Source organism: Shewanella sp. SR44-3 (assembly GCF_014163735.1).
Taxonomy (GTDB): domain Bacteria; phylum Pseudomonadota; class Gammaproteobacteria; order Enterobacterales; family Shewanellaceae; genus Shewanella.
On the sequence record NZ_JACJDV010000009.1, the window covers coordinates 82588 to 103539 of the forward strand.

16 protein-coding genes and 6 tRNA genes are annotated in these 20952 nt (G+C 44.4%); 15 read left to right on the forward strand and 7 right to left on the reverse strand.

Annotated elements, in window-relative coordinates; all coding sequences use genetic code 11:
* Positions 1-88: 88 nt before the first annotated feature.
* The 3 genes from H5073_RS07355 to H5073_RS07365 form a co-directional block, all read right to left on the reverse strand.
* Complete coding sequence (locus tag H5073_RS07355) at positions 89-811, reverse strand: LytTR family DNA-binding domain-containing protein (protein ID WP_182678454.1); 723 nt, start codon at positions 809-811, stop codon at positions 89-91.
* 115 nt (positions 812-926) lie between these two features.
* Positions 927-1958 (reverse strand): sensor histidine kinase, encoded by a 1032-nt coding sequence (locus H5073_RS07360; protein WP_182678456.1) that lies wholly within the window; start codon positions 1956-1958, stop codon positions 927-929.
* 7 nt (positions 1959-1965) lie between these two features.
* Complete coding sequence (locus H5073_RS07365; RefSeq protein ID WP_182678458.1) at positions 1966-2688, reverse strand: hypothetical protein; 723 nt, start codon at positions 2686-2688, stop codon at positions 1966-1968.
* A gap of 214 nt (positions 2689-2902) precedes the next feature.
* On the opposite strand from H5073_RS07365, the gene H5073_RS07370 reads away from it, so the two are divergent.
* The 10 genes from H5073_RS07370 to H5073_RS07415 all read left to right on the forward strand — a co-directional run bounded on the left by H5073_RS07370 (position 2903) and on the right by H5073_RS07415 (position 9969).
* The gene (locus H5073_RS07370) at positions 2903-3940 is read left to right on the forward strand and encodes an alpha/beta fold hydrolase (protein WP_182678460.1); all 1038 of its coding nucleotides are present in this window, start codon (positions 2903-2905) and stop codon (positions 3938-3940) included.
* Between the two features lie 136 nt (positions 3941-4076).
* Positions 4077-6701 carry an alanine--tRNA ligase gene (alaS, locus tag H5073_RS07375; RefSeq protein WP_182678462.1) on the forward strand — a complete coding sequence of 875 codons (2625 nt, stop codon included), beginning with the start codon at positions 4077-4079 and terminating at the stop codon, positions 6699-6701.
* Positions 6702-7043: 342 nt separating this feature from the next.
* Complete coding sequence (gene csrA / locus H5073_RS07380) at positions 7044-7241, forward strand: carbon storage regulator CsrA (RefSeq protein WP_182678464.1); 198 nt, start codon at positions 7044-7046, stop codon at positions 7239-7241.
* A 409-nt stretch (positions 7242-7650) separates the two neighbouring features.
* Positions 7651-7742: transfer RNA gene (locus tag H5073_RS07385), tRNA-Ser, on the forward strand.
* Between the two features lie 22 nt (positions 7743-7764).
* Positions 7765-7841, forward strand: a tRNA-Arg gene (locus H5073_RS07390).
* Positions 7842-7866: 25 nt separating this feature from the next.
* A tRNA-Arg gene (locus H5073_RS07395) sits at positions 7867-7943 on the forward strand.
* Between the two features lie 65 nt (positions 7944-8008).
* Positions 8009-8085: transfer RNA gene (locus H5073_RS07400), tRNA-Arg, on the forward strand.
* Positions 8086-8093: 8 nt separating this feature from the next.
* Positions 8094-8185, forward strand: a tRNA-Ser gene (locus tag H5073_RS07405).
* 89 nt (positions 8186-8274) lie between these two features.
* Positions 8275-8351 (forward strand) — tRNA-Arg (locus H5073_RS07410).
* Positions 8352-8508: 157 nt separating this feature from the next.
* Positions 8509-9969 (forward strand): hypothetical protein, encoded by a 1461-nt coding sequence (locus tag H5073_RS07415; RefSeq protein WP_182678466.1) that lies wholly within the window; start codon positions 8509-8511, stop codon positions 9967-9969.
* 98 nt (positions 9970-10067) lie between these two features.
* Here the strand turns inward: H5073_RS07415 and H5073_RS07420 are convergent, their stop codons facing one another.
* Positions 10068-11324, reverse strand: coding sequence for a dicarboxylate/amino acid:cation symporter (locus H5073_RS07420; RefSeq protein WP_182678468.1), 1257 nt, complete (start codon positions 11322-11324; stop codon positions 10068-10070).
* A gap of 178 nt (positions 11325-11502) precedes the next feature.
* Between H5073_RS07420 and H5073_RS07425 the strand changes: the two genes are divergently transcribed.
* The 5 genes from H5073_RS07425 (at position 11503) to H5073_RS07445 (ending at position 17889) form a co-directional block, all read left to right on the forward strand.
* Positions 11503-11937 (forward strand): YqaA family protein, encoded by a 435-nt coding sequence (locus H5073_RS07425; protein ID WP_182678470.1) that lies wholly within the window; start codon positions 11503-11505, stop codon positions 11935-11937.
* 79 nt (positions 11938-12016) lie between these two features.
* Positions 12017-14899 (forward strand): pitrilysin family protein, encoded by a 2883-nt coding sequence (locus tag H5073_RS07430; protein ID WP_182678472.1) that lies wholly within the window; start codon positions 12017-12019, stop codon positions 14897-14899.
* Positions 14900-15096: 197 nt separating this feature from the next.
* Complete coding sequence (gene gshA / locus H5073_RS07435) at positions 15097-16668, forward strand: glutamate--cysteine ligase (RefSeq protein ID WP_182678474.1); 1572 nt, start codon at positions 15097-15099, stop codon at positions 16666-16668.
* An 8-nt stretch (positions 16669-16676) separates the two neighbouring features.
* Positions 16677-17123 (forward strand): hypothetical protein, encoded by a 447-nt coding sequence (locus tag H5073_RS07440; RefSeq protein ID WP_182678476.1) that lies wholly within the window; start codon positions 16677-16679, stop codon positions 17121-17123.
* Positions 17124-17271: 148 nt separating this feature from the next.
* Entirely contained in the window at positions 17272-17889 is a 618-nt protein-coding gene (locus H5073_RS07445; protein ID WP_404948384.1) for a hypothetical protein, read from the forward strand.
* A gap of 75 nt (positions 17890-17964) precedes the next feature.
* Here H5073_RS07445 and H5073_RS07450 read toward each other — a convergent pair whose 3' ends face one another.
* From H5073_RS07450 to purE, 3 genes are all read right to left on the reverse strand, one after another.
* Positions 17965-19194: a sensor domain-containing diguanylate cyclase gene (locus H5073_RS07450; protein WP_182678478.1), complete on the reverse strand. Its 1230-nt coding sequence runs from the start codon at positions 19192-19194 to the stop codon at positions 17965-17967.
* 158 nt (positions 19195-19352) lie between these two features.
* Positions 19353-20435, reverse strand: coding sequence for a 5-(carboxyamino)imidazole ribonucleotide synthase (purK, locus tag H5073_RS07455; protein WP_182678480.1), 1083 nt, complete (start codon positions 20433-20435; stop codon positions 19353-19355).
* Positions 20435-20926, reverse strand: a complete 492-nt coding sequence (gene purE, locus H5073_RS07460; RefSeq protein ID WP_182678482.1) for a 5-(carboxyamino)imidazole ribonucleotide mutase — start codon at positions 20924-20926, stop codon at positions 20435-20437. Before purE ends, purK begins: the two co-directional genes overlap by 1 nt.
* Positions 20927-20952: the final 26 nt, after the last annotated feature.

A 20952-nucleotide genomic window follows, 5' to 3' on the forward strand; every position in this document is an offset into this window, starting at 1 on the left:
GCTTGAAGCATCAGCAAAAGTATAATTTTGAGTTACAGTGTGAAGAAAGTCGTGATAAGCCTAGTTGCTTGTCACGACTTTTTTAATTTTAGGCTTCTAGCCATTTTCTAAAATTTGCGGTGCGGGTTTTGCTGGTCACTAAGGCTTCACTGTAGCCTTTGATATACAGGGCGAGTGTTTCTTTGGTGTAGGTTTCAAATTTAATTAAGCTATTGATATTAATGATGTCGGCGCGGTTAATCCGAAAGAAGACCTTAGGATCGAGCTGAGCTTCTAATTGGCTGAGGTTATTGTCAGAAAGGATATGGTATTGGCCTTGCTTATCACCGGCCAAAATAGTGCCGTTGGCGGCTCGAAAACAATGGATCTCTGCGATATTAAGCATCTCGCTGGTACCCTGTTGCTTGATGATAAATCGTTGTTTAAACGAGGTGGCCTCAATTTTTGAGCGCTGCTCAAACAATGCTTGATAGTTGGTGACAGCTTGGCTAAAGCGTTTAAAAGAGAAAGGTTTAAGCAAGTATTCTATGCCTTGGTTTTGAAACGCATTCATCCAGTAGTCGTTATAGGAGGTGGTAAAAATGACTGGGCAGGGCACATCGATTTGCTCTAGGGCGCTAAAGACTTGGCCATCACTGAGCTCTATATCGCTAAAAAGTAAATCTAAGTTCTGCGGTTGATTGAAAAACTCAATCACAGCATCGACACTGCTTAAGGTGGCAATGATTTTAGCCTCTGGCCACTGCCTTTGTATGTAGCCTGCGAGCTTTTCTGCTGCCAAGGGTTCATCTTCTATGATGGCGATTTTCATTACTACAACTCCGTTTGAACGTTAATGACAACCTTAAAAGGTTGATTATTTCTCTAATCTTTAATTGAGGCACCCAACACTCAATGCTTAATACTCAGCTCTCAGCACCTAGTACCTAGCATCTAACCTCTAAATCTACCAAAGGCAGGCTAAGGCAGAAGCTGGCTGCTGTTTTTTCTATGCTAATCGGTTGGTTAACGATTAAGGTGCAACGTTCGCTTAAATTCTTTAGTCCAAGATGCAGGCTCTTCGGATGGTTCGTATGGGATTTTGGCCTTAAGTCATTGGTTATCAATAAACGGTTCCCTTGGTTGGTGATTGTGATGCTCATGGGCTGAGTAGGGCTTGCCTGATTGTGTTTGACAATGTTCTCTAAAGCTAATTGCAAGGCGCCGGGGATGAGCTGCACCTGGTTAGGATTTAAGGTTAGCGTAAGTTCGAAAGTAAACGCATTTGGGAAGCGTTTCGCTAATAAATGCAGATAACTGTCTGCAAACTCGAGTTCCCTTTCAAGACTAATTAATTGGTTTTTATGGGCTTCAAGCATGTAGCGATATAGGCTGCAAAAGGCATCGAGAAAGTCATCGGCTTCATCGGGATCTTGCTGAATGAGCACTGAGAGTACATTTAGGTTATTGAATAAAAAGTGCGGGTCAAGTTGCTGCTGTAATGCACTTATTTTACTGTTGGCCAGTTGGTTTTGGGTCTGGATATGGGCGAGTTGTTGCCGCCTGACTTCATTGAACAGCAGCGCTGCAAGTAGTGTCCCCCCTAGTAACAGGTGCAATAAAATACTTAAGATAACCGTTAAGGAGATATGGCGAAAGTCTAGGTATTCTATGCCTATGGCCCATTCAAGGCCCAAGACGAGGGCGCTATTGAGCACAATAAAGATTGCCGCACTACTGAGGTAAACCTTTGCAATGGCATTAATGCTGACCAATTGCCCTTTAATCAAGCGCTGATAGCTTCGATAAGTGAGCCATTGGGCTAAAAAGCATTGCAGCGCTAGCCAAAATGGTCCATCGGGATGGTAGTTTAACGGCTCTCCCACTGAGGTTTGCGCCATGGCAGTGTAAAATACCACTAGATGGGTCAGGCCGAGTACAGCCAAAATGTTGAGTAATCTAGTGGTATGTTTTTTCATGATTTTATTATTGTTTTTTGTCATCAGGAAGGCGCTGAACTATCTTACCTTGTGCATCCAAAAACTCAAGTACTGCGCTACCTTCCTTGTCTACCACCATACGAATGCGGGTTTGGCCCTGTTTATCGTGCAGCTTTAACATGGCATCGCCGTTTAATGTGCCATAGAAAGCCCGGTTATTGGCACTAAGCAAGCCTTGCTTTTCTAACTGTTCAAGTTTTGCTTTGGCATCCAGATCGCCCTCTTTACTGGCTTTCTCTAACGCCATGTGTTCAATCATTGGGAATGTAGAACGGTCGGTGATCCTCATTCCTGTGACCATGTAATCGCCATCTTCAATGTGCTGTAATGCCATGGTTTGATCTTGGTTGTAGCGATCAAACGACATGTGCACCCCGTGACTTACTTTACCATTTTCCTCTTTGCCCATAAAGATAAGCCCGCCGTTTTCTGTGCCTTCATCGTTGTAAAAAATCATCCCAGGTCTTGAGCCTACATCGACAAATTCTTTGCCCTTGTATATCCCTTTTGGTGAGAATTCAGAGTTGGCGATAACGATTCTTGGCAGCCCGTTATCCTCCAATACCTTGATGCTTTTTACTGTGAGGTGCTCAAAATGCTGAGTCCCCATAGGGCTGATAGCTGTATATGCCGTGAGGGCGGTTAAGCCAATGGCAAGTGCTAAATTAACGACTTTTTGAGTGGCGAGTTGTTTTTCGATTGATTTCATTTTCTTGTCCTTTAGCAAAGATTTAACTCTGCGGTATTGGTAAGTTGCTTTGATGGATTGAGAATAAATAGTGTTTCAAAGTGATGCGATGGCATAAGGATAAGCGGCAGAAAAAGTGCAATAAGTGGGGGGAAATAACCCTGTGGAATTTTGTTGGTTGACTAATAAGGTCTAGATGTTAACTATGGTTAAGGATTTTTTGCCAAGGAAAACCATGAAATCATTTGTTATCCCGCTAATCGTGAGCTTAGTGATCTGTTTGTTATTACTTGGTTTAGCCATCACTTTTGGTGGCCCTAAACCTATCGCAGCACTAGACAGTATCAGCGAGCCCTTTAAAAACCTCGATTATAGTGAGTTGCCAGAGGTCAGTTATTTTGATGCCAGAGACAACCAAGCCTTAGCCTATCGATTTTATGCTCCATCTTTTTTGTCATCGGCAGTTAAAGAGCAGATCCAAACAGGTGGCCCAACTCAGGCTCGCACAGGAGTTCAAATAACGGAGCGGGGCAGTGTGGTGTTGGTGCACGGCTCTTCAGCAAGTAGCCAGAGCATGCATCAACTCGCCTTGGCATTTTCTCGAGCGGGTTTTAGTGCTTATTCGTTAGATATTCGCGGTCATGGTGAGTCAGGTAAAAGTGGTGATATCGACTATATAGGCCAGCTAGAAGATGATTTGGCGGATTTTCTCAGCGCCGTTAAGCCTGTTGGGCCAAAAAGTTTGTTAGGATTCTCCTCTGGTGGCGGTTTTGCATTGCGATTTGCTGGCAGTGATAGACAAGCCATGTTTGAGCACTACCTGCTGCTGTCACCTTTTATTAGTCAAGATTCACCCACTAGTCGCAATAATGACAGTGGCGGCTGGGTCAGTGTTGGGGTACCAAGGCTGGTTGGAATTAGCATCTTGAATACATTGGGACTTAAACAGTTGAACTATCTGGAGGTGATCCGCTTTGCCTTAGCAGAAACTCGCAATGTTAAGCTGACTTATCGCTACAGTTATGCCCTTGCAACAAATTTCAGACCATTGAGTGATTATCACACCAACATTGCGGCCGTTAAGCAAAGATTAACTGTGCTTGTCGGGGGAAAGGATGAGCTGTTTTACCCTGAACAATTCTCCAGCGTATTTGATAGCACTGAAGCAAAAGTGATAAGCATTGCCGATGTTAATCACGTTGGGATGATTTTATCTCCAGCGGCCATCAATACTGCGGTGGCTCAGCTGGCAGCGAAAACCGCGCCAGAATAGCGTGATTGCTATTAAGCCTTAGATATTGCAGCAAGCCTCGCACAGAATGAAGGTTTGAGTATATAATGCTGGCAATAGAGCTTGTTATGAAAATAACATATAAGAATTCAATATTTTTACAATTTAGGGCGATGTCATGTTTGAGACCACCGCGAAGTTAAGAAGTGCTTTTTTGGCCTATTTTGAAACTCAAGGCCACCAAGTTGTCGACAGTAGTTCATTAGTCCCTCACAACGATCCAACCTTGCTTTTTACCAATGCGGGCATGAATCAATTTAAAGACGTCTTCCTGGGTATGGATAAGCGCAGCTACAGCCGCGCGGTGTCTTCTCAGCGCTGCGTGCGCGCCGGCGGTAAGCATAACGATTTGGATAACGTAGGTTATACCGCCCGTCACCACACCTTTTTCGAGATGCTAGGTAACTTTAGTTTCGGTGATTATTTTAAAGAAGAAGCCATACGTTTCGCGTGGACCTTCTTAACCGAAACCTTAAAGCTGCCAACAGAGCGTCTGTGCGTCACCATCTATGAAACTGACGATGAAGCCTTCGAACTTTGGAACAAAAAAATCGGAGTTGCCGCTGAAAACATTATTCGCATCGGTGATAACAAGGGCGCGCCTTACGCCTCAGATAACTTCTGGCAGATGGGTGACACTGGTCCTTGTGGTCCTTGCAGTGAGATATTCTACGATCATGGCGATCATATCTGGGGTGGCCGTCCTGGCACACCTGAAGAAGATGGCGATCGTTTTATTGAAATTTGGAACATAGTATTCATGCAGTACAACCGTCAAGCCGACGGCGCTATGCTGCCGCTGCCTAAACCATCAGTTGATACTGGTATGGGCATTGAACGTATTGCCGCTATCATGCAGGGCGTACATTCAAACTATGAAATCGATATTTTTAAGCAGTTAATTGCTAAAGCTGCTGAAATCATCGGCGTAACTGATTTAGAAAATAAATCACTTCGCGTGATTGCAGATCATATCCGTTCTTGTGCCTTCTTAATTGCTGATGGCGTGATGCCATCAAATGAAGGCCGTGGTTATGTACTGCGCCGTATTATTCGCCGCGCAGTGCGTCACGGTAACAAGTTAGGCGCCACCGATACTTTCTTCTTTAAATTGGTGCCAACCTTAATCAGCGTTATGGGTGATGCAGCTAAAGGCTTAATTGACACCCAAGTGATTGTGGAAAAAGCCCTTAAAGCCGAAGAAGAGCAGTTTGCCCGCACCTTAGAGCGTGGTCTTGGACTACTTGATAACGCTTTAAATGAGTTATCTGGCAAGGTGCTCGATGGTGACACGGCATTTAAGCTGTATGACACCTATGGCTTTCCAGTGGATTTAACCGCTGACGTGTGCCGCGAGCGCGATATCACAGTGGATGAAGCCGGCTTTGAAGCGGCCATGGCTGAGCAGCGTAGCCGCGCACAAGCCGCCGGTAACTTTGGCGCCGATTACAACAAACAGCTCATTATCGATGAAGAAACACAATTTTGTGGTTATAAAGGCCTAAGCGGTGAAGCAAACGTGGTTGCCTTGTACTTAGATGGCCAAGCCGTGAATGAATTGACTCAAGGACAAGATGCGGTTGTGGTACTCAACAACACTCCATTCTACGCCGAGTCTGGTGGCCAAGTGGGTGATAAAGGCGTACTTAGCGCACAAGGCATCAATTTTAGCGTGACTGATACGCAAAAGTTTGGTCAGGCTACGGGTCATCAAGGTAAAGTGCTTGAAGGCAGTATCAAAGTGGGCACTAAGCTTGCTGCAGAGGTTAATAAAGACTTACGTCAGCGCACTGAGCTTAATCACTCGGTGACTCACTTGTTGCATGCAGCGCTTCGCCAAGTGATTGGCACTCACGTGACTCAGAAAGGCTCACTGGTAAATCCAGAACGCCTGCGTTTTGACTTCTCGCACTTTGAAGGCGTAAAAGCATCAGAGCTTAAGCAAGTCGAAGAGTTAGTGAATAGCCAAATTCGCCGTAACCTTGAACTAAATACCGCAGAAATGGCCATAGAAGAAGCTAAAGAAAAAGGCGCGATGGCGCTCTTCGGTGAAAAGTATGATGCTAACGTACGTGTGGTGACCATGGGCGATTTCTCTATTGAGCTTTGTGGTGGCACCCATGTGGGCCGCACCGGTGATATTGGATTATTTAAAATCACCTCTGAAGCGGGTATCGCTGCCGGTGTTCGCCGTATTGAAGCTGTCACAGGTGCAGCGGCCATGGCTTATGTGGCCGAGCAACAAGCCATGCTTGATGAAGCTGCAGGGTTACTCAAATCAGATAGCGCTTCTGTGATAGCTAAGCTAAAGGCACAGTTAGATAAAACTAAACAACTTGAAAAAGAGCTGTCGCAACTTAAAGACAAATTAGCAGCGGCTGCGAGTGCTGACATGGCCGGTGATGCGCAAGACATCAATGGCGTGAAAGTACTAGTGAAAAAACTCGAAGGTGTGGACCCAGGTTCACTTCGTGGTCTACAGGATGAACTTAAGCAAAAGCTTAAGTCGGCAATTATCCTGTTAGGCACAGCTAAGGACGGTAAAGTTAACCTGATTGCCGGCGTGAGTAACGATTTGACCGCTAAAGTTAAAGCGGGTGAGTTAGTTGCTATGGCCGCTCTGCAAGTGGGCGGTAAGGGCGGTGGTCGTCCTGACATGGCGCAAGCGGGTGGTACTCAGGTTGAAAACTTAGATGCAGCGTTAGCATCTGCAAGTGCTTGGATAGCTGAACGCCTTGCATAAAAGTTGATAAAACAGCCATAGGTAAATGAAATGCTCATAGAAAGTGTAATAATTTCGCTATGGCTGGTAGCAACAATCCTATATAACAACTATATAAGATTAGGGCTTGTGTAGATTTATTGTGATTTAGTGGTATAAAACCAAGGCTAGCTTTGTTTTAATCACTTTTAAAGGGTGTTTTCGGAGCATTAGGCTCACAAAAATAATTTTTTCTATTCGTTAAGCTTAATAAAGTCGTGTGTTTAGCACACAACGCTATTACTTTATATTAAGCTAACCTTATAATAACCGCATATTACGGATAAAGCGTGTGTATGCAGATTGAACTAAAGGAGCAATCGAATGCTGATTTTGACTCGTCGTGTGGGCGAAACTTTAATGATAGGTGATGAAGTTACTGTGACTGTTTTGGGTGTAAAGGGTAACCAAGTCCGGATCGGTGTTAATGCACCTAAAGAAGTCTCGGTTCATCGTGAAGAGATTTACCAACGTATCCAAAACGAGAAAGCGGATCCATCTTCAGAAAGCGGTAATTTCTGATCCGGATCGGATTGAACACGCTTTAACATTAAAGTCAGCTTAAGCTGGCTTTTTTTTTCGTTATTTTTTGTGTTAGACATCTCTGTATAGGACCCCTTCTGCGCCTTAAATTATCTCTATACCCATAGGTTGAGTAAGTGATTAATCGGGGTGGTGTGGATTATGCTGCAGATCGTCATTTGGAGCAGGAAATAAAAATTCAAGCTTATAAATCCAATGTTTATGATGACGCTAAATACAGGGCCGTGATGTGTAAACTTGAATGAAATTTTTCACCAATTAGTGCGATAACATCTTCCGTATGAGCCATAAAAACAACAATATGCTTAAAAACACTTCAAACAGTGTAGGTTTCCTAAAAAGGGTTTGACTTATTTTCGTCAAACAGTAATATGTGCGCCAAGAAAACGGAGAGGTGGCCGAGTGGCCGAAGGCGCTCCCCTGCTAAGGGAGTATGGGCTTTAAATTCCTTCGAGGGTTCGAATCCCTCCTTCTCCGCCATTTCTTAAAATAGACGAACGATGCGGATGTAGCTCAGCTGGATAGAGTACCTGGCTACGAACCAGGCGGTCGGAGGTTCGACTCCTCCCATCCGCACCATAGTTTATTAATGTGATATTTGAATGCGCGTGTAGCTCAGCTGGATAGAGTACCTGGCTACGAACCAGGCGGTCGGAGGTTCGACTCCTCCCACGCGCACCATTCACACTTTGTTGTATTTGTTGACAACAACGTGATTAGCAGAATATCACTATAATACAGATTTCGCGCGTGTAGCTCAGCTGGATAGAGTACCTGGCTACGAACCAGGCGGTCGGAGGTTCGACTCCTCCCACGCGCACCATGTTTTGCGGAGAGGTGGCCGAGTGGCCGAAGGCGCTCCCCTGCTAAGGGAGTATGGGCTTTAAATCCCATCGAGGGTTCGAATCCCTCCTTCTCCGCCATTCTTTACTGTTAGCATTGGCAAGTTAGAGGCCTATGACTATAGTAAGAATGGCAAAGTAATTGAAGTAAGTAAGTAAGAAATAAATTTGCGCGTGTAGCTCAGCTGGATAGAGTACCTGGCTACGAACCAGGCGGTCGGAGGTTCGACTCCTCCCACGCGCACCACATTAAAAAGCCTCGCAGTAGCGAGGCTTTTTTTTGTTCCGATTTTAAGTTTTAAATTCTAGCTTCTAAATTCAAACTTTCTGCAGCATGTAACCTATTGTTCTAGCGAGCAGCGTCTATAGTGTACTTATCGTAAATCACATGGACGTATCCCATTATGCGCACCGCTGCTAAATATTCATTACTGCCACTATTCGTCATACTTTACTCTGTGACTGTTGCTACTCACGCAGCAGAGCCCGTCCAACCGCTCTCAGAGCTGAGTTATGTGCCTTTCCCTATGGGTTATGACTATATGGACAAGAAGGCATTGCTCGAGCTTGAGAAGGCCATAAAAACACGTGACAGCAAAGTCGTACGTGAACATGCTTGGAAGCTGTGGGCCGGCATTATGCAGCCAGCGCCAGATTCAGATTGGCCGTTATGGATGAGTTGGCAAAACTCCTCTAAGGTGTTTGCTGAAAAACCTCTTAAAGGGGAGGTAAGCAATTTAAGCATGCAAAAAATCCATCACACAATGAGAGCACAAAATAAATTACATTCGCCTAAGGTGAATACCCCGTCTCCTCTGTACCGCGTTCCTGACTGGATCTTGCAGCAATATCCAGATTCGGTCAGTTATGATATTCAGTCTCAGACTTTTTCAATTAAAGACGGCAAGTATTTCCTCTCCAATGGCGACATCATGATCGCGACTGAATCTATTTCTGAACAAGGAGTAAAAAGTTTAGTCGATGGTGGCCTAACTCAAATCAGTACGTTAGATAAGTTACATAAAGATGGCATTAACGGCCTGAGTGTTAATCCTTGGAGCATTGTCACTAAGCACATGTACTGGCCTGTAAAGCAGGACGGCGTAACGGGATTACCTGTATGGTGGGATAAACAATATAAAACCGATTTCTCTGGCTATGTGGGCTATGAGACCTGGGATCGCGCGATTGCTATTGATCCCAGTGGCGCTAAAGCCGGTACCAATGTGGAAGTGAGCTACTTATATAATTTGCATCAGTATGATGGCACTCCTCTACCTACAGCACATAAAAATGTTAAAGCTTACTCCATCAATGATTTTTATCACCATAAAGTGACTCAGGCTGATTGGGATACATTTGATAAAAATGATCAAGCCATCATCCACAGTGCTAGCCTCTGGGCTAATGGTCGTCCTTTTGAAGTGGGGGATTTCTTAGTGACAGTGGCGATGCACATCAATACTAAGCAGCTGCCTGACTGGACATTAGAATCTGTGTGGTGGTCAGACACACCTGATGAAGGAGAGTATTCAACGCACAGACCGTCTCTAAATCATGCCAAGGGCCCATGGAAGCATTACTTGTTAACAGAGGCGTTTCAAACCCAAGCCGATAAAGACGGTAACTTACCCATAGCGGTGAATCCTTACATTGAGGGGGTCACTCATCCAATCGCGACAAATTGCAGGAATTGCCATGTCAGGGCCGGCTGGCCGGCAGCATCAAAAACCTTACCTAATGGTGCGAGTTATCAAAACCCCCTATGCCAAGGACTATTAACGGCGTTAGCGCCTGAGGATACTTGTTTTAAATCCATCTTATTGACAGATTTTATGTGGATAGTGCCAGACAGGGCGAATTAACATAAAAGAGAAGTGCTGCAAGAAGATCAATAAAGGAGAAGCATTTGCGCTTCTCCTTTAATGTTAATGACAGTCAATTAATGACCTTGGGTGAGCGGTTATTTACTTATTTGAGTGCCGTTTTCGGCTGATTCATTAGCATAAAACTGCGTTTCATCTAATTGACCTTCGCTCTTGCCGACAACAACGGCTGTCATCATATCACCGGTGACATTGGTGGCGGTGCGGATCATATCGATTACCCTGTCTATAGCGGCGATAAAGGCGATACCTTCAAGTGGCAGCCCCACCACACCTAAAGTTACCGTTAGCATCACCATGGCGCTACCAGGCACGCCTGCTGTACCTACAGAGGCGACAGTTGCAGTGACTGCAATGAGCAGGTAATCCATCATATCTAATGGAATACCATAGATTTGCGCAATAAAAATGGCGGCAATGGCAGGGTAGATCCCGCCACAGCCGTCCATATTCATGGTCGCGCCAAGGGGTAACACAAAGGCGCTGTAACGCTCAGACACGCCCATAGACTCAGTACAACGGGTGCTTGCTGGCAGGGTACCAAAACTTGATGCGGTGCTAAAGGCCACAATCTGCGCCGGTAGCGCTTTGCGGAAAAACTGCACTGGGCTTAGGCTTGCGGCAAATTTAACTAAACCACCATAAACAAAAATGATGTGGATAAGCGCCGCAATATAGATGGCGATGATAAATTTCCCTAAGGGCAATAAGGTGCTTAAGCCATATTCGCCCACGACCCATGCCATTAAGCCAAATACGCCAATAGGTGTCAGTTTTAATACCATGCGAGTCAGCTGGAACATGACTTCTGCGCCCGCTTCAAACATTTTTTTTAGCGGCTGTGCTTTTTCGCCTACGGTATTAATAGCCATACCGACCAAAGCGGCAAACACTATGATTTGTAATACCTTGCCTTCAGCGAGTGAAGCAAAAGGATTGACAGGGATCATATCCAGTAGCACTTGGCCAAATCCTGGAATATTACGCTCACGTATTTCAGAGCTTGCAAGCTCCAAGCTGCCGCCCATGTCGATTGAGCTGCCTACGGCCAAACCAATAAATGATGCCGCTGTGCCTGTGAGCATAAACATGCCTAAGGTTTTAAAGCTTAAGCGCTTAAGGTTAGTCTGGGAACCCAATGAAGTAATGCTGACCACAATAGCGCATAGTACTAATGGAGCAACTAACATCTTGATCGCGGCAATAAACAGATCCCCAAGAGGCTTGAATATCGCGGCTGTTTCGCCTAAGAATACCCCAGCTAGGGCGCCAAACATAAAGCCTGCGAGGACTTTCTGCCAGAATGGGATACGTGCGAGGGCGTTAACTATCATGGTAATTCCAAATAATGTGGCTAAATGCATAAAAAGCGTGAACGGCATTGTATTGAGTGCGACATGAAGTAACAATGTCTTTTTGGTATAACTTATCACCATAATATATGAGCATAACATTCTGAATAATCATAAATTAACTAGCTGGTTAGGGCATGGCGTAAGAGGCAAGTTGTAAGTGGAGCCATTAAGCCTTATGTTTTCGGGTGCCTTTATGGCTGCGACTGTACTTCCCGGCGGCTCAGAACTACTCTTGTTTGGTTTTTTAACCGCAAAACCTCAGGCTTGGGTTGGGTTGCTTATTGCCGCTAGCCTCGGTAATACCTTAGGTGCAATGACCAGCTATGCGCTTGGTCGAGTCGGACGTAAGGTGATAACGCCAGAAAAATTAGCCTCTAAGTCGACGAGTACCAGCTTGAATTGGCTTGAGCGTTACGGCTATTGGGCTTTATTGCTGTCTTGGTTACCTGTAATAGGTGACATACTGTGCTTATTGGCAGGTTGGCTTAAATTACCTCTATTGCCCTCAAGTTTGATGATGTTAATAGGGAAAACCCTACGCTATGGCGTGTTTATAGGGCTGTTTTTTGGTGGCTCAGAAATGTTGGTCTAGTTAATTCGTTAGTTGTTTTCAGTTATTTTTTGCGTGTCACAATCTGAATGAATTGTGTACAGATACTCTTGGAGAAAAAATGAATAATAGATGGATATTAGCCTGTACCATCAGTGCTATTTTGGCCGCTTGTAGTCAGACACAAGATAAAACGGGACAGAGTTCAGAAGCGTCGCAAAAAAGTGCTGCTAGCATTACCCTGTTAGAGCAAAGCATGCCAGCCGTTGGTGAGGTAGGGATCCCCTATAAGAAGTACCAACTTAACAATGGCCTTACGGTCATTTTACATCAAGACAAGTCTGATCCTTTGGTGCACGTGGACGTGACTTATCATGTGGGTTCAGCTCGAGAGCTCAATGGCCGTAGCGGTTTTGCTCACTTATTTGAACACATGATGTTCCAAGGTTCACAACATGTTGCCGATGAACAGCATTTTAAACTTATTACTGAAGCTGGTGGCAGTCTAAATGGCACCACAAATACAGATAGAACTAATTATTTTGAAACAGTTCCCAGTAACCAACTGGAAAAAATGCTCTGGCTAGAAGCCGACAGAATGGGCTTTTTGTTGCCAGCAATTACGGATGAAAAATTTGAACTGCAACGTGAGACGGTTAAAAATGAACGGGCGCAGCGTGTTGATAATCAACCTTATGGCCGCTTGAATGAGCGCTTTAACCAGGCCCTTTATCCTGAAGGTCACCCATATTCTTGGCCTGTGATTGGTTGGCCTGATGATTTAAACCGCGCCAGCACCCAAGATGTGAAACAGTTCTTTACTCGTTGGTATGGTCCCAATAACGCCACTTTAACCATAGGTGGTGACTTTGATGAGCAACAAGCTCTGGCTTGGGTTGGGCAATATTTTGCTGACATTCCTAAAGGCCCCGAGGTGAAGCCTCAAGCTAAAACCTTAGTGACGCTAGATAAAACCCGTTACATATCAATGGAAGATAAAGTGCATTTGCCATTGATTTACATAGGCTTTCCGACGGTGTATGCCGGTCACCCTGATGAAGCTCCATTGGACTTGTTGGCCAATATTTTAGGGGGAGGTAAGACATCACTATTTTATAAAAACTTAGTCAAACAAGGTTATGCTGTTCAAGCCAGTGTGAATCACCCTTGTCAGGAGTTGGCGTGTCAGTTGTCTTTGTATGCCCTAGCTAACCCAAGTCGCGGTGGCAAGCTCAGTGAGCTTGAACAGTTAATTGTTCAATCCATTGCAGAATTTGAGCAGCGCGGCGTTACCGATGAAGATTTACAAAAAGTGAAAGTGCAATTCAAAGCCAGCACCATTTTCACTATGCAAAGCGTCTCTGGCAAAGTGGCAACCCTTGCCAGTAATCAAACCTTCTTTGGCACACCTGATTTACTTGCAGAAGACTTGGCGCGTTATCAAAATGTAACTAAGGCCGATGTGATGCGAGTATTCGCTACTTACATTAAAAACAAGCCCATGGCAGTCATGAGTGTGGTACCTGAAGGTGGGAAAAGCTTAATTGCTAGCGAAGATAACTTTACTCCAGCAACGGCTGAACCTGCCCAAAGTGCAGTGGAGTTAGCAGCTAACGCAAAGACAACGCTTGAGGGGAACACCACGGAGCTTCAGAGTAACTTTGACCGTTCTGTGATCCCAAAAGCGGGTGTTGCACCAGTGATGACAGTGCCTAGTTTGTGGCGTGAAACCCTAAGTAATGGGATAGAAGTCATGGGGACTCAGAGTCTTGAAACGCCAACCGTTGAATTACTTATCTATCTTGAAGGTGGGCACGGTTTAGCCCCTGTTGCTAAGGCTGGTCTTGCAGGGTTAACAGCAGCAATGCTCAACGAGTCTAGCACCTTGCGCAGCACTGAAGCCTTGGCTCAAGCATTAGAGTTATTAGGCAGCGATATCAGCTTCGGCTCATCTGATAGCCAAAGCTATATCAAGATATCAAGCTTAACTGAAAACCTTAGTGCTACATTGGCGATAGTGGAGGAAAAGCTATTTTCTCCAGCTTTAAATAATGATGATTTTGAACGCCTCAAAGAGCAGCAATTACAGAACTTGCAGCATTTGAGTTCAGATCCCAACTACCTAGCAAACCAAGGCTTTGCCAAACTTTTGTATGGCGATGAAACTAGCTTAGGTGTCAGTAATACTGGCACGCTAGCAAGCGTGAGTGCGATAACTCTGCTTGATGTGCAACAATTTTATCAGACCCAGTATTCAGCTGCTGTGGCAAAGATGGTTGTGGTGTCCGATCTTAATAAAGCAGAGGTTATTCCTATGCTCAAAGGTTTTAGTAAATGGCAAGCAACTCCAGTAGAACAGCCTAAAATTGCAGCTCAGCCAGTACTTGCCAGCGGAAAAATACACTTAATAGATAAACCAGGGTCTGCCCAGTCGGTGATTTATATAGGTAAGCGGGCACTTCCCTATGATGCGACGGGAGATTATTTTAAAGCTTATTTAATGAACTATCCTTTGGGCGGTGCATTTAACAGTCGGATTAATTTAAACTTGCGTGAAGATAAAGGTTACACCTATGGTGCTCGGAGTCAGTTTTCAGGTGATGATAAAACGGGTCAGTTCTTAGCATCTGCAAGCGTGCGAACCGATGTCACTGGACTTGCGTTAATTGAATTTATTAAGGAAATTAAGGCTTATCAAGCCCAAGGAATGACGGCCGCCGAGCGTGATTTTATGCAAAACTCCATCGCCCAAAGCCAAGCATTAGACTATGAGACGCCCTATCAAAAAGCAGGTTTCGTGCGTATGATCCAGCGCTATGATTTAGCTGATGATTTTACTGCTAAGCAAGATGCAATTATTAAGTCGGTGAGCTTAAATGAGCTAAATAAGTTGGCTCAGTCTCAGCTCGTATTGGATAACATGACCATCTTAATCGTAGGTGATAAAGCTGCGTTAACTGAGCAGTTAAAAGATATTGGTTATCCAATTCAATTGATGAATTAAGCTTACGGCTATTGAATATTATCAAAATACCCTAATATAGGTTTGAGGCTCATCACAGAGCCTCAAGCTTAGGAATATGACCTGTTAGCAGAATTTATCTTAATTTAAGAATGATTACAGGAAATAAACTTGTATAATCTCGGGTCTGTTGCAGACAGATTTGCGACCGACGACTTAAATAAGAGAAGAGAATATTGATGTCATTCAATGAAATAGTCGACCAACTTAGTGATGCACAAGGCCGTGATGCCTTATTGGGTATGTTACGCGGGATCGAACGTGAAGCGCTGCGTATTGGCCCCGATGGTCAGTTGGCGCTGGATGCTCATCCTAGTGCGTTAGGCTCGGCATTAACTCATTCTCGGATCACCACAGATTACAGCGAAGCACTGCTCGAATTTATCACCCCAGTGCATAAAAGTATCGACGCGCTACTTGAAGATCTCACCCAAACTCATGCTTTTACTGTGCGCAACCTTAATGGCCAAAAATTATGGCCAGTAAGTATGCCTTGTTACGTTGGTGATGAGAAAAAAATCCCAATTGCACAATATGGCAGCTCCAATACAGGTATGATGAAAACCTTATACCGCAAGGGCCTAACCCACAGATATGGCGCATTAATGCAGATTATTTCAGGGGTGCACTTTAATTTTTCAGTCTCCAATGAGCTGTGGCAACGCCTTTATGAACTTAGCGGCACTAAGCTTGGGTTGAACGACTTTATTTCTGAATCTTATTTCGGTTTAATTCGAAATTATCGCCGTTTAGTATGGATTTTACCTTACCTTTTTGGCTCATCCCCTGCTATTTGCAGCTCGTTCATCAAGGATCAAGAATTCGACTTCGAGTTTATGAAAACCGGTAAAGGAACCTTATATCTTCCTTATGCGACATCATTGCGCATGAGCGATTTAGGCTATACCAACAAAGAGCAAGATACCCTTAATATTAGCTATAACTCCTTGCCTGAGTATTTAGAAGGCATTCGTGCGGCGATTAAAATGCCATCAAAGAAGTTCGCTAAAATTGGCGTTAACCTTGATGACGAGTTCCAGCAGCTTAATAGCAATATTTTGCAAATCGAGAATGAATTTTATTCACCCATTCGCGCCAAACGCGTCACTAAACGTGGTGAAAAACCCTCTGATGCCTTGTCCCGTGCGGGGGTTGAATACATAGAGGTGAGGGCGTTGGATGTAAACCCATTTAGTCCTGTGGGCATAGATGCAAACCAAGTCCGTTTCTTGGATTTATTTTTACTGCATTGCCTGCTGAGTCCATCAGAGAACAGCTTCTTTGAAGATGAAACTGAAATTGCAGCTAATTTAAAGTCTGTGGTATTAGAGGGGCGTAAACCGAGTCTACAACTGACCAAGAACGGCCAAGCTATCCCTATGGCAGATTGGTTGCAACAGATTTTCGACTCCATGAGCAAGCTCGCAAAATTACTGGATGGTGAGCATGAACATGCTTATCAAACTGCGCTTTTTACATGGGAAAAGACCATTGCAGACCCAAGTAAAACCCTGTCTGGTCGTGTATTGGATGAAATTATCACTAAGGGCACAGATCATTTCAGCTGGGTGAAAAACTTAGCTGAAGATTATCACAGTTTTTTGAGTCAATATCCGCTATCGACAGAAGTGACTGAACGTTATCAAGCAGATGCTAAAGCATCACTTTTGGCTCAAAGCGAACTAGAGGCAAGTTCTAACCAGCCATTTAGTGCCTATTTAGATGATTACTTTTCTGACGTGAAGGTGTAACTCATATAATGCGGACGCTTTTCACTGCGATTTTTGCTGTCGTGTCATCAGGAATACTGCTGCAGGGTTGTGCTTCATCGGCAAACGATATGTTGCCGTGCGGCACAGTAGCTGCATATTTAGCCCCCGAACCTCAACAGAATAAGTATCGGGTTGTGGTTACTCATTTAGATAATAAAGCGGTGATTTCACGGCCTACTTACCAATTAGTGCCAGGCCGTTATGAATTTAAGCTGGCTGAGCTTATCGATTCAAGCAGCCTTAAAGTCTCCTTAGCGGCAAGAAAGACTAAGATTTTAGTGATAGATGTTAAGGCAGATACCCTTTATCACCTTGCTGCTCGCTTTAACACTGATAAAATCTACCTAGGTTTGGATGAAGATTATTGGCAGCCCATTATTGCTGCACAAGAGCACAAAAGCTGCACTATGGCTAAAAGCCGCCAACAAGGTTAAATACCGCTCATAATGCCTTACTTAAGTTTGGGGTTTGCATCTTAAGCACTTAGATGTAACACTGAGTTAAGACTTTGAAGCTGTAGGTTTTTAAATGGATTTGTCCCTGTGCCAATACCGAACTCGTCTTATGCTAACCTTACGATTTATGAACGATATGATTGTTGAACACAAACGCTTATTTTTGAGTGTGACTCTAGGCCTAAGCTTGTCAGCATGTGCCACTTCCCCCCCCAAAGAGCCAGATAACATCTGTGCCATCTTTAAAGAGCACAGTAGCTGGCATGATGCCGCCATTAACACCCAAGAAAAATGGGGAGTTCCAGTGCATGTGCCATTTGCAATGATGTATCAGGAAAGCTCATTTAAACACGATGCAGCGCCGCCAATGGAGTACTTTTTAGGCTTTATCCCTACGGGACGTGCTAGCGATGCCTACGGCTATGCTCAAGCAAAGACTATGACCTGGGATGATTACGTGCGCGAGACGGGAAATTCTTGGTCTAGTCGCAGTGATTTCGATGATGCGATGGATTTCATGGGCTGGTTTATTTATAAAACCCATAAAATTAATGGCGTGTCTAAGTGGGATGCCAATAAGCAATATCTTAATTATCACGAAGGCTGGGGGGGCTATAAACGCCGCTCTTATAATGCCAAGCCCTGGCTTATTAAGGTCGCCAAAAAAGTCGGCAATCGTTCGTATCGCTATGCAAAGCAATACAAGCAATGTAAAGATGAACTGAATTCGTCTTGGTTCTGGTAATAAGCATTGAATGGGCATAGTTTGAATATATTCTGATAAAAAAGCCCTGTTAATAGAAATATTAACGGGGCTTTTTTATGCCTGCTTCAGACTCTTTTTAGTGCGCTTTTCAAGGTACATAGCAGAATCTGCTTGCTTAAAGGCTTGATGCCAATCCCCTTGATAGTCAGCGACACCGGCACTAAATTTTACTTGAAGTTCTGACTTAGGGTTATTGAGTAGTTTGGCCAGTTCAAGCAGTTCTGCTGCGAGCTTATGTTCAGGGCCATGGCAGATAAGCACAAATTCATCGCCGCCAAAACGGCCTAATAAGGCTTTGTGAGGCCAAGTCACTTTCATGGCATTGGCTAGAGCAACAATGGCATTATCACCCGCTTGGTGGCCATGAATATCATTGATAGTTTTGAGATTGTCCATATCAATGATCACCAGAAAGCTGCCCAGTTGTGGTTTATGGTGCCACTGGCTTAATCTCTCTTCAAATCGCTTGCGATTGTATAAACCTGTCAATGTATCTGTGTTTGCTAGTCTTTGTATTTGTTGTGATTTTTGGTATAGGGCAATAGCATTGCTGGCTTCGTGAGTGAGTATGCCTACTAGGTTTCTATCATAGTCATTAAAAGCACCACGGTTGCCACTGTCTAAATTGAGCATGGCATAGAGTTTACCATCGATATGAATAGGACTAGACAGGGTTGACCGTATAGGTTGAGATGCAGCGGTTAATAAAATATTTTGTTCTTCATCGCTTAAACTACTGCCAGCATTGATCTGGTGCATGTCGTCGACCACCACCACACGATCGCAGCGGCCGTCGGTTAATCTATATTCGAAGGATTGCTCCAGATGAAATTTAAGTTTTTGTAATTCTGATAAATCCAAACCGACGGTACATTCAAACTTAAGCTCGTTAGTTCTGGGGTTTACCAAAATAATACTGCCCATTTCGGCGCCATCGATAACGCCAACCGCTTTTTGCAGTAGTGCATCCAAGAAGTCATGTTCGTCTTGGTATTGGCTAGAGAGGTGAACTAATTCATAGGTAGCGTCATTGATGTTAACGACTTGCTCTAAGTGCTGCCACAGACGAATGATCCGACCTTGATGTAAATAATAGCTTAGGCTGTAGCCAAACAAATACACTATGCAGATAAGGGATAAAGACAGGAAATCATACTGACTACTTGGCATGGCAAAAATAAATACCGAAATAAATAAAATCAGTGGCAACACTAATAATACAATATGGTATCTAAAATCTAACGTGTCTATTTTCTTACGCTTGAGGCTATCCCGTTGCTTCACCAAATATCATCCATATGAGCTAAATCTTAGTTATTATAAAACCTTTTTTTATAGCATGCACTGAAACAGGATAATATTCTAGTCAAATTAATAGGCTAGCGGGTTTATGCCAAGTTTACATAGATATTTTATGCTTGGCATAATCCCGAGCATGTCCATCAATTGTGGTTGGCTTTTACCCACTCAAGTGGCGCCTGGTATTGCTCCGGTAGCCATTGTGACAGCAATGTCAGGCTCTGACTGAGCTCGGCTTGATTTTTAGCTGATAAGTTAAGGTGGCCGACTTTTCGTCCAGGACGTACCGCTTTGTCGTACCAAAATAATTCTCCATTACTCAGGCTCAGCCAGTTATTGTCTTTTTCAACACCGATAAGGTTTATCATCACGGTTTGGAAATTCACTTTAGGCTCTGGCAGAGGCAGGCCGGCGATGGCCCGTAAATGCATTTCGAATTGACTGATATGACAAGCGCTTTGTGTCCAATGACCTGAATTATGTACCCGTGGGGCAAGCTCGTTAACCAGTAGTGTATCGTCAACCCTGAAGCATTCCATGGCCATCACGCCCACATAGTTAAGCTCATGCATTATACTGCTCAACATGGTTTCGGCTTTAGTTTGCAATGACTCAAGGCGTGCTAATGGTGCCAGAGAGGCCATTAAAATGCCATTTTGATGCAGATTAAGCGTCAAAGGGTAAAAAACGCATCGCCCATCTTGGGTTCTTGCGCCCACAAGGGATATTTCTTCATCGAAATTAATCGCTTGTTCGGCAATGGCTTCATTGCGCCAATCGTCAGGAATTTGTGTGTGCTCTGATTGTTTTAACCAATGCTGGCCTTTGCCATCATAGCCGCCAGTCCGTCGCTTGAGTAGTACGCGATCACCATAGCGTTGATGCAATGCTTGCGCTTGCGTTTGTTGTGACACCAGTTCCCAAGGCGCGGTAGCGATGGCAAGTTCATCTAATAGGGATTTTTGACTGTACCTGTCTGCAAGACGGGCAAACACTGGCGCGTTAATAAAGTGTGGATGCTGACTGAGCTGCAAGCTAAGGCTGGATTCTGGCCATTGCTCACGTTCTGCTGTGACAATGTCATCAGCGCCGAGCACAAGGGGCTCTGCCTGAGGCGACATAATATCAATTGGTTTAACATGCAGTGCTAGGCGTTCACCTGCGTGAGCCATCATGGCGCCGAGCTGTCCATTACCTAAAACCCAAATTGTGTGTGGCTGTTTCATTAATCGACTCTCGGATCGGGATGCTCTAATACAGCTTGAGTTTGCTGCTCTCGAAAAGCCTCAATACGACTAGCAAGGGCGGAGTCATGATTTGCTAACATTTGCGCCGCCAGTAACCCTGCGTTAAATGCACCTGCTGTGCCTATGGCTAAGGTACCAACAGCAATGCCTTTGGGCATTTGCACTATGGACAATAAGCTATCCATGCCTGATAGCGTTTTACTTTGCACTGGGACGCCAAGTACTGGTAAGCGGGTTTTTGAAGCTATCATTCCAGGTAAATGCGCCGCGCCGCCAGCGCCGCCAATAATTAGTTTAAAACCGCGATTAACCGCTAAACTTGCAAATTCCATTAATTTATCGGGAGTACGATGAGCGGAGACAACTTCTACGTGATAGGGGACTTGCAGTAAATCTAAGATGTCGGCAGCGGCTTCCATGGTCGGCCAATCACTCTTAGAACCCATAACGATTGCAACTTGGGCAGACATGAACACTCCTTAACGTACTTATTATA

Bases quoted from the DNA above. Each gene is read 5' to 3' on its own strand.
- H5073_RS07355 (WP_182678454.1), bottom strand. From the start codon at position 811: ATGAAAATCGCCATCATAGAAGATGAACCCTTGGCAGCAGAAAAGCTC.
- H5073_RS07360 (WP_182678456.1), bottom strand. From the start codon at position 1,958: ATGAAAAAACATACCACTAGATTACTCAACATTTTGGCTGTACTCGGC.
- H5073_RS07365 (WP_182678458.1), bottom strand. From the start codon at position 2,688: ATGAAATCAATCGAAAAACAACTCGCCACTCAAAAAGTCGTTAATTTA.
- H5073_RS07370 (WP_182678460.1), top strand. From the start codon at position 2,903: ATGAAATCATTTGTTATCCCGCTAATCGTGAGCTTAGTGATCTGTTTG.
- alaS (WP_182678462.1), top strand. From the start codon at position 4,077: ATGTTTGAGACCACCGCGAAGTTAAGAAGTGCTTTTTTGGCCTATTTT.
- csrA (WP_182678464.1), top strand. From the start codon at position 7,044: ATGCTGATTTTGACTCGTCGTGTGGGCGAAACTTTAATGATAGGTGAT.
- H5073_RS07415 (WP_182678466.1), top strand. From the start codon at position 8,509: ATGCGCACCGCTGCTAAATATTCATTACTGCCACTATTCGTCATACTT.
- H5073_RS07420 (WP_182678468.1), bottom strand. From the start codon at position 11,324: ATGATAGTTAACGCCCTCGCACGTATCCCATTCTGGCAGAAAGTCCTC.
- H5073_RS07430 (WP_182678472.1), top strand. From the start codon at position 12,017: ATGAATAATAGATGGATATTAGCCTGTACCATCAGTGCTATTTTGGCC.
- gshA (WP_182678474.1), top strand. From the start codon at position 15,097: ATGTCATTCAATGAAATAGTCGACCAACTTAGTGATGCACAAGGCCGT.
- H5073_RS07440 (WP_182678476.1), top strand. From the start codon at position 16,677: ATGCGGACGCTTTTCACTGCGATTTTTGCTGTCGTGTCATCAGGAATA.
- H5073_RS07445 (WP_404948384.1), top strand. From the start codon at position 17,272: ATGAACGATATGATTGTTGAACACAAACGCTTATTTTTGAGTGTGACT.
- purK (WP_182678480.1), bottom strand. From the start codon at position 20,435: ATGAAACAGCCACACACAATTTGGGTTTTAGGTAATGGACAGCTCGGC.
- purE (WP_182678482.1), bottom strand. From the start codon at position 20,926: ATGTCTGCCCAAGTTGCAATCGTTATGGGTTCTAAGAGTGATTGGCCG.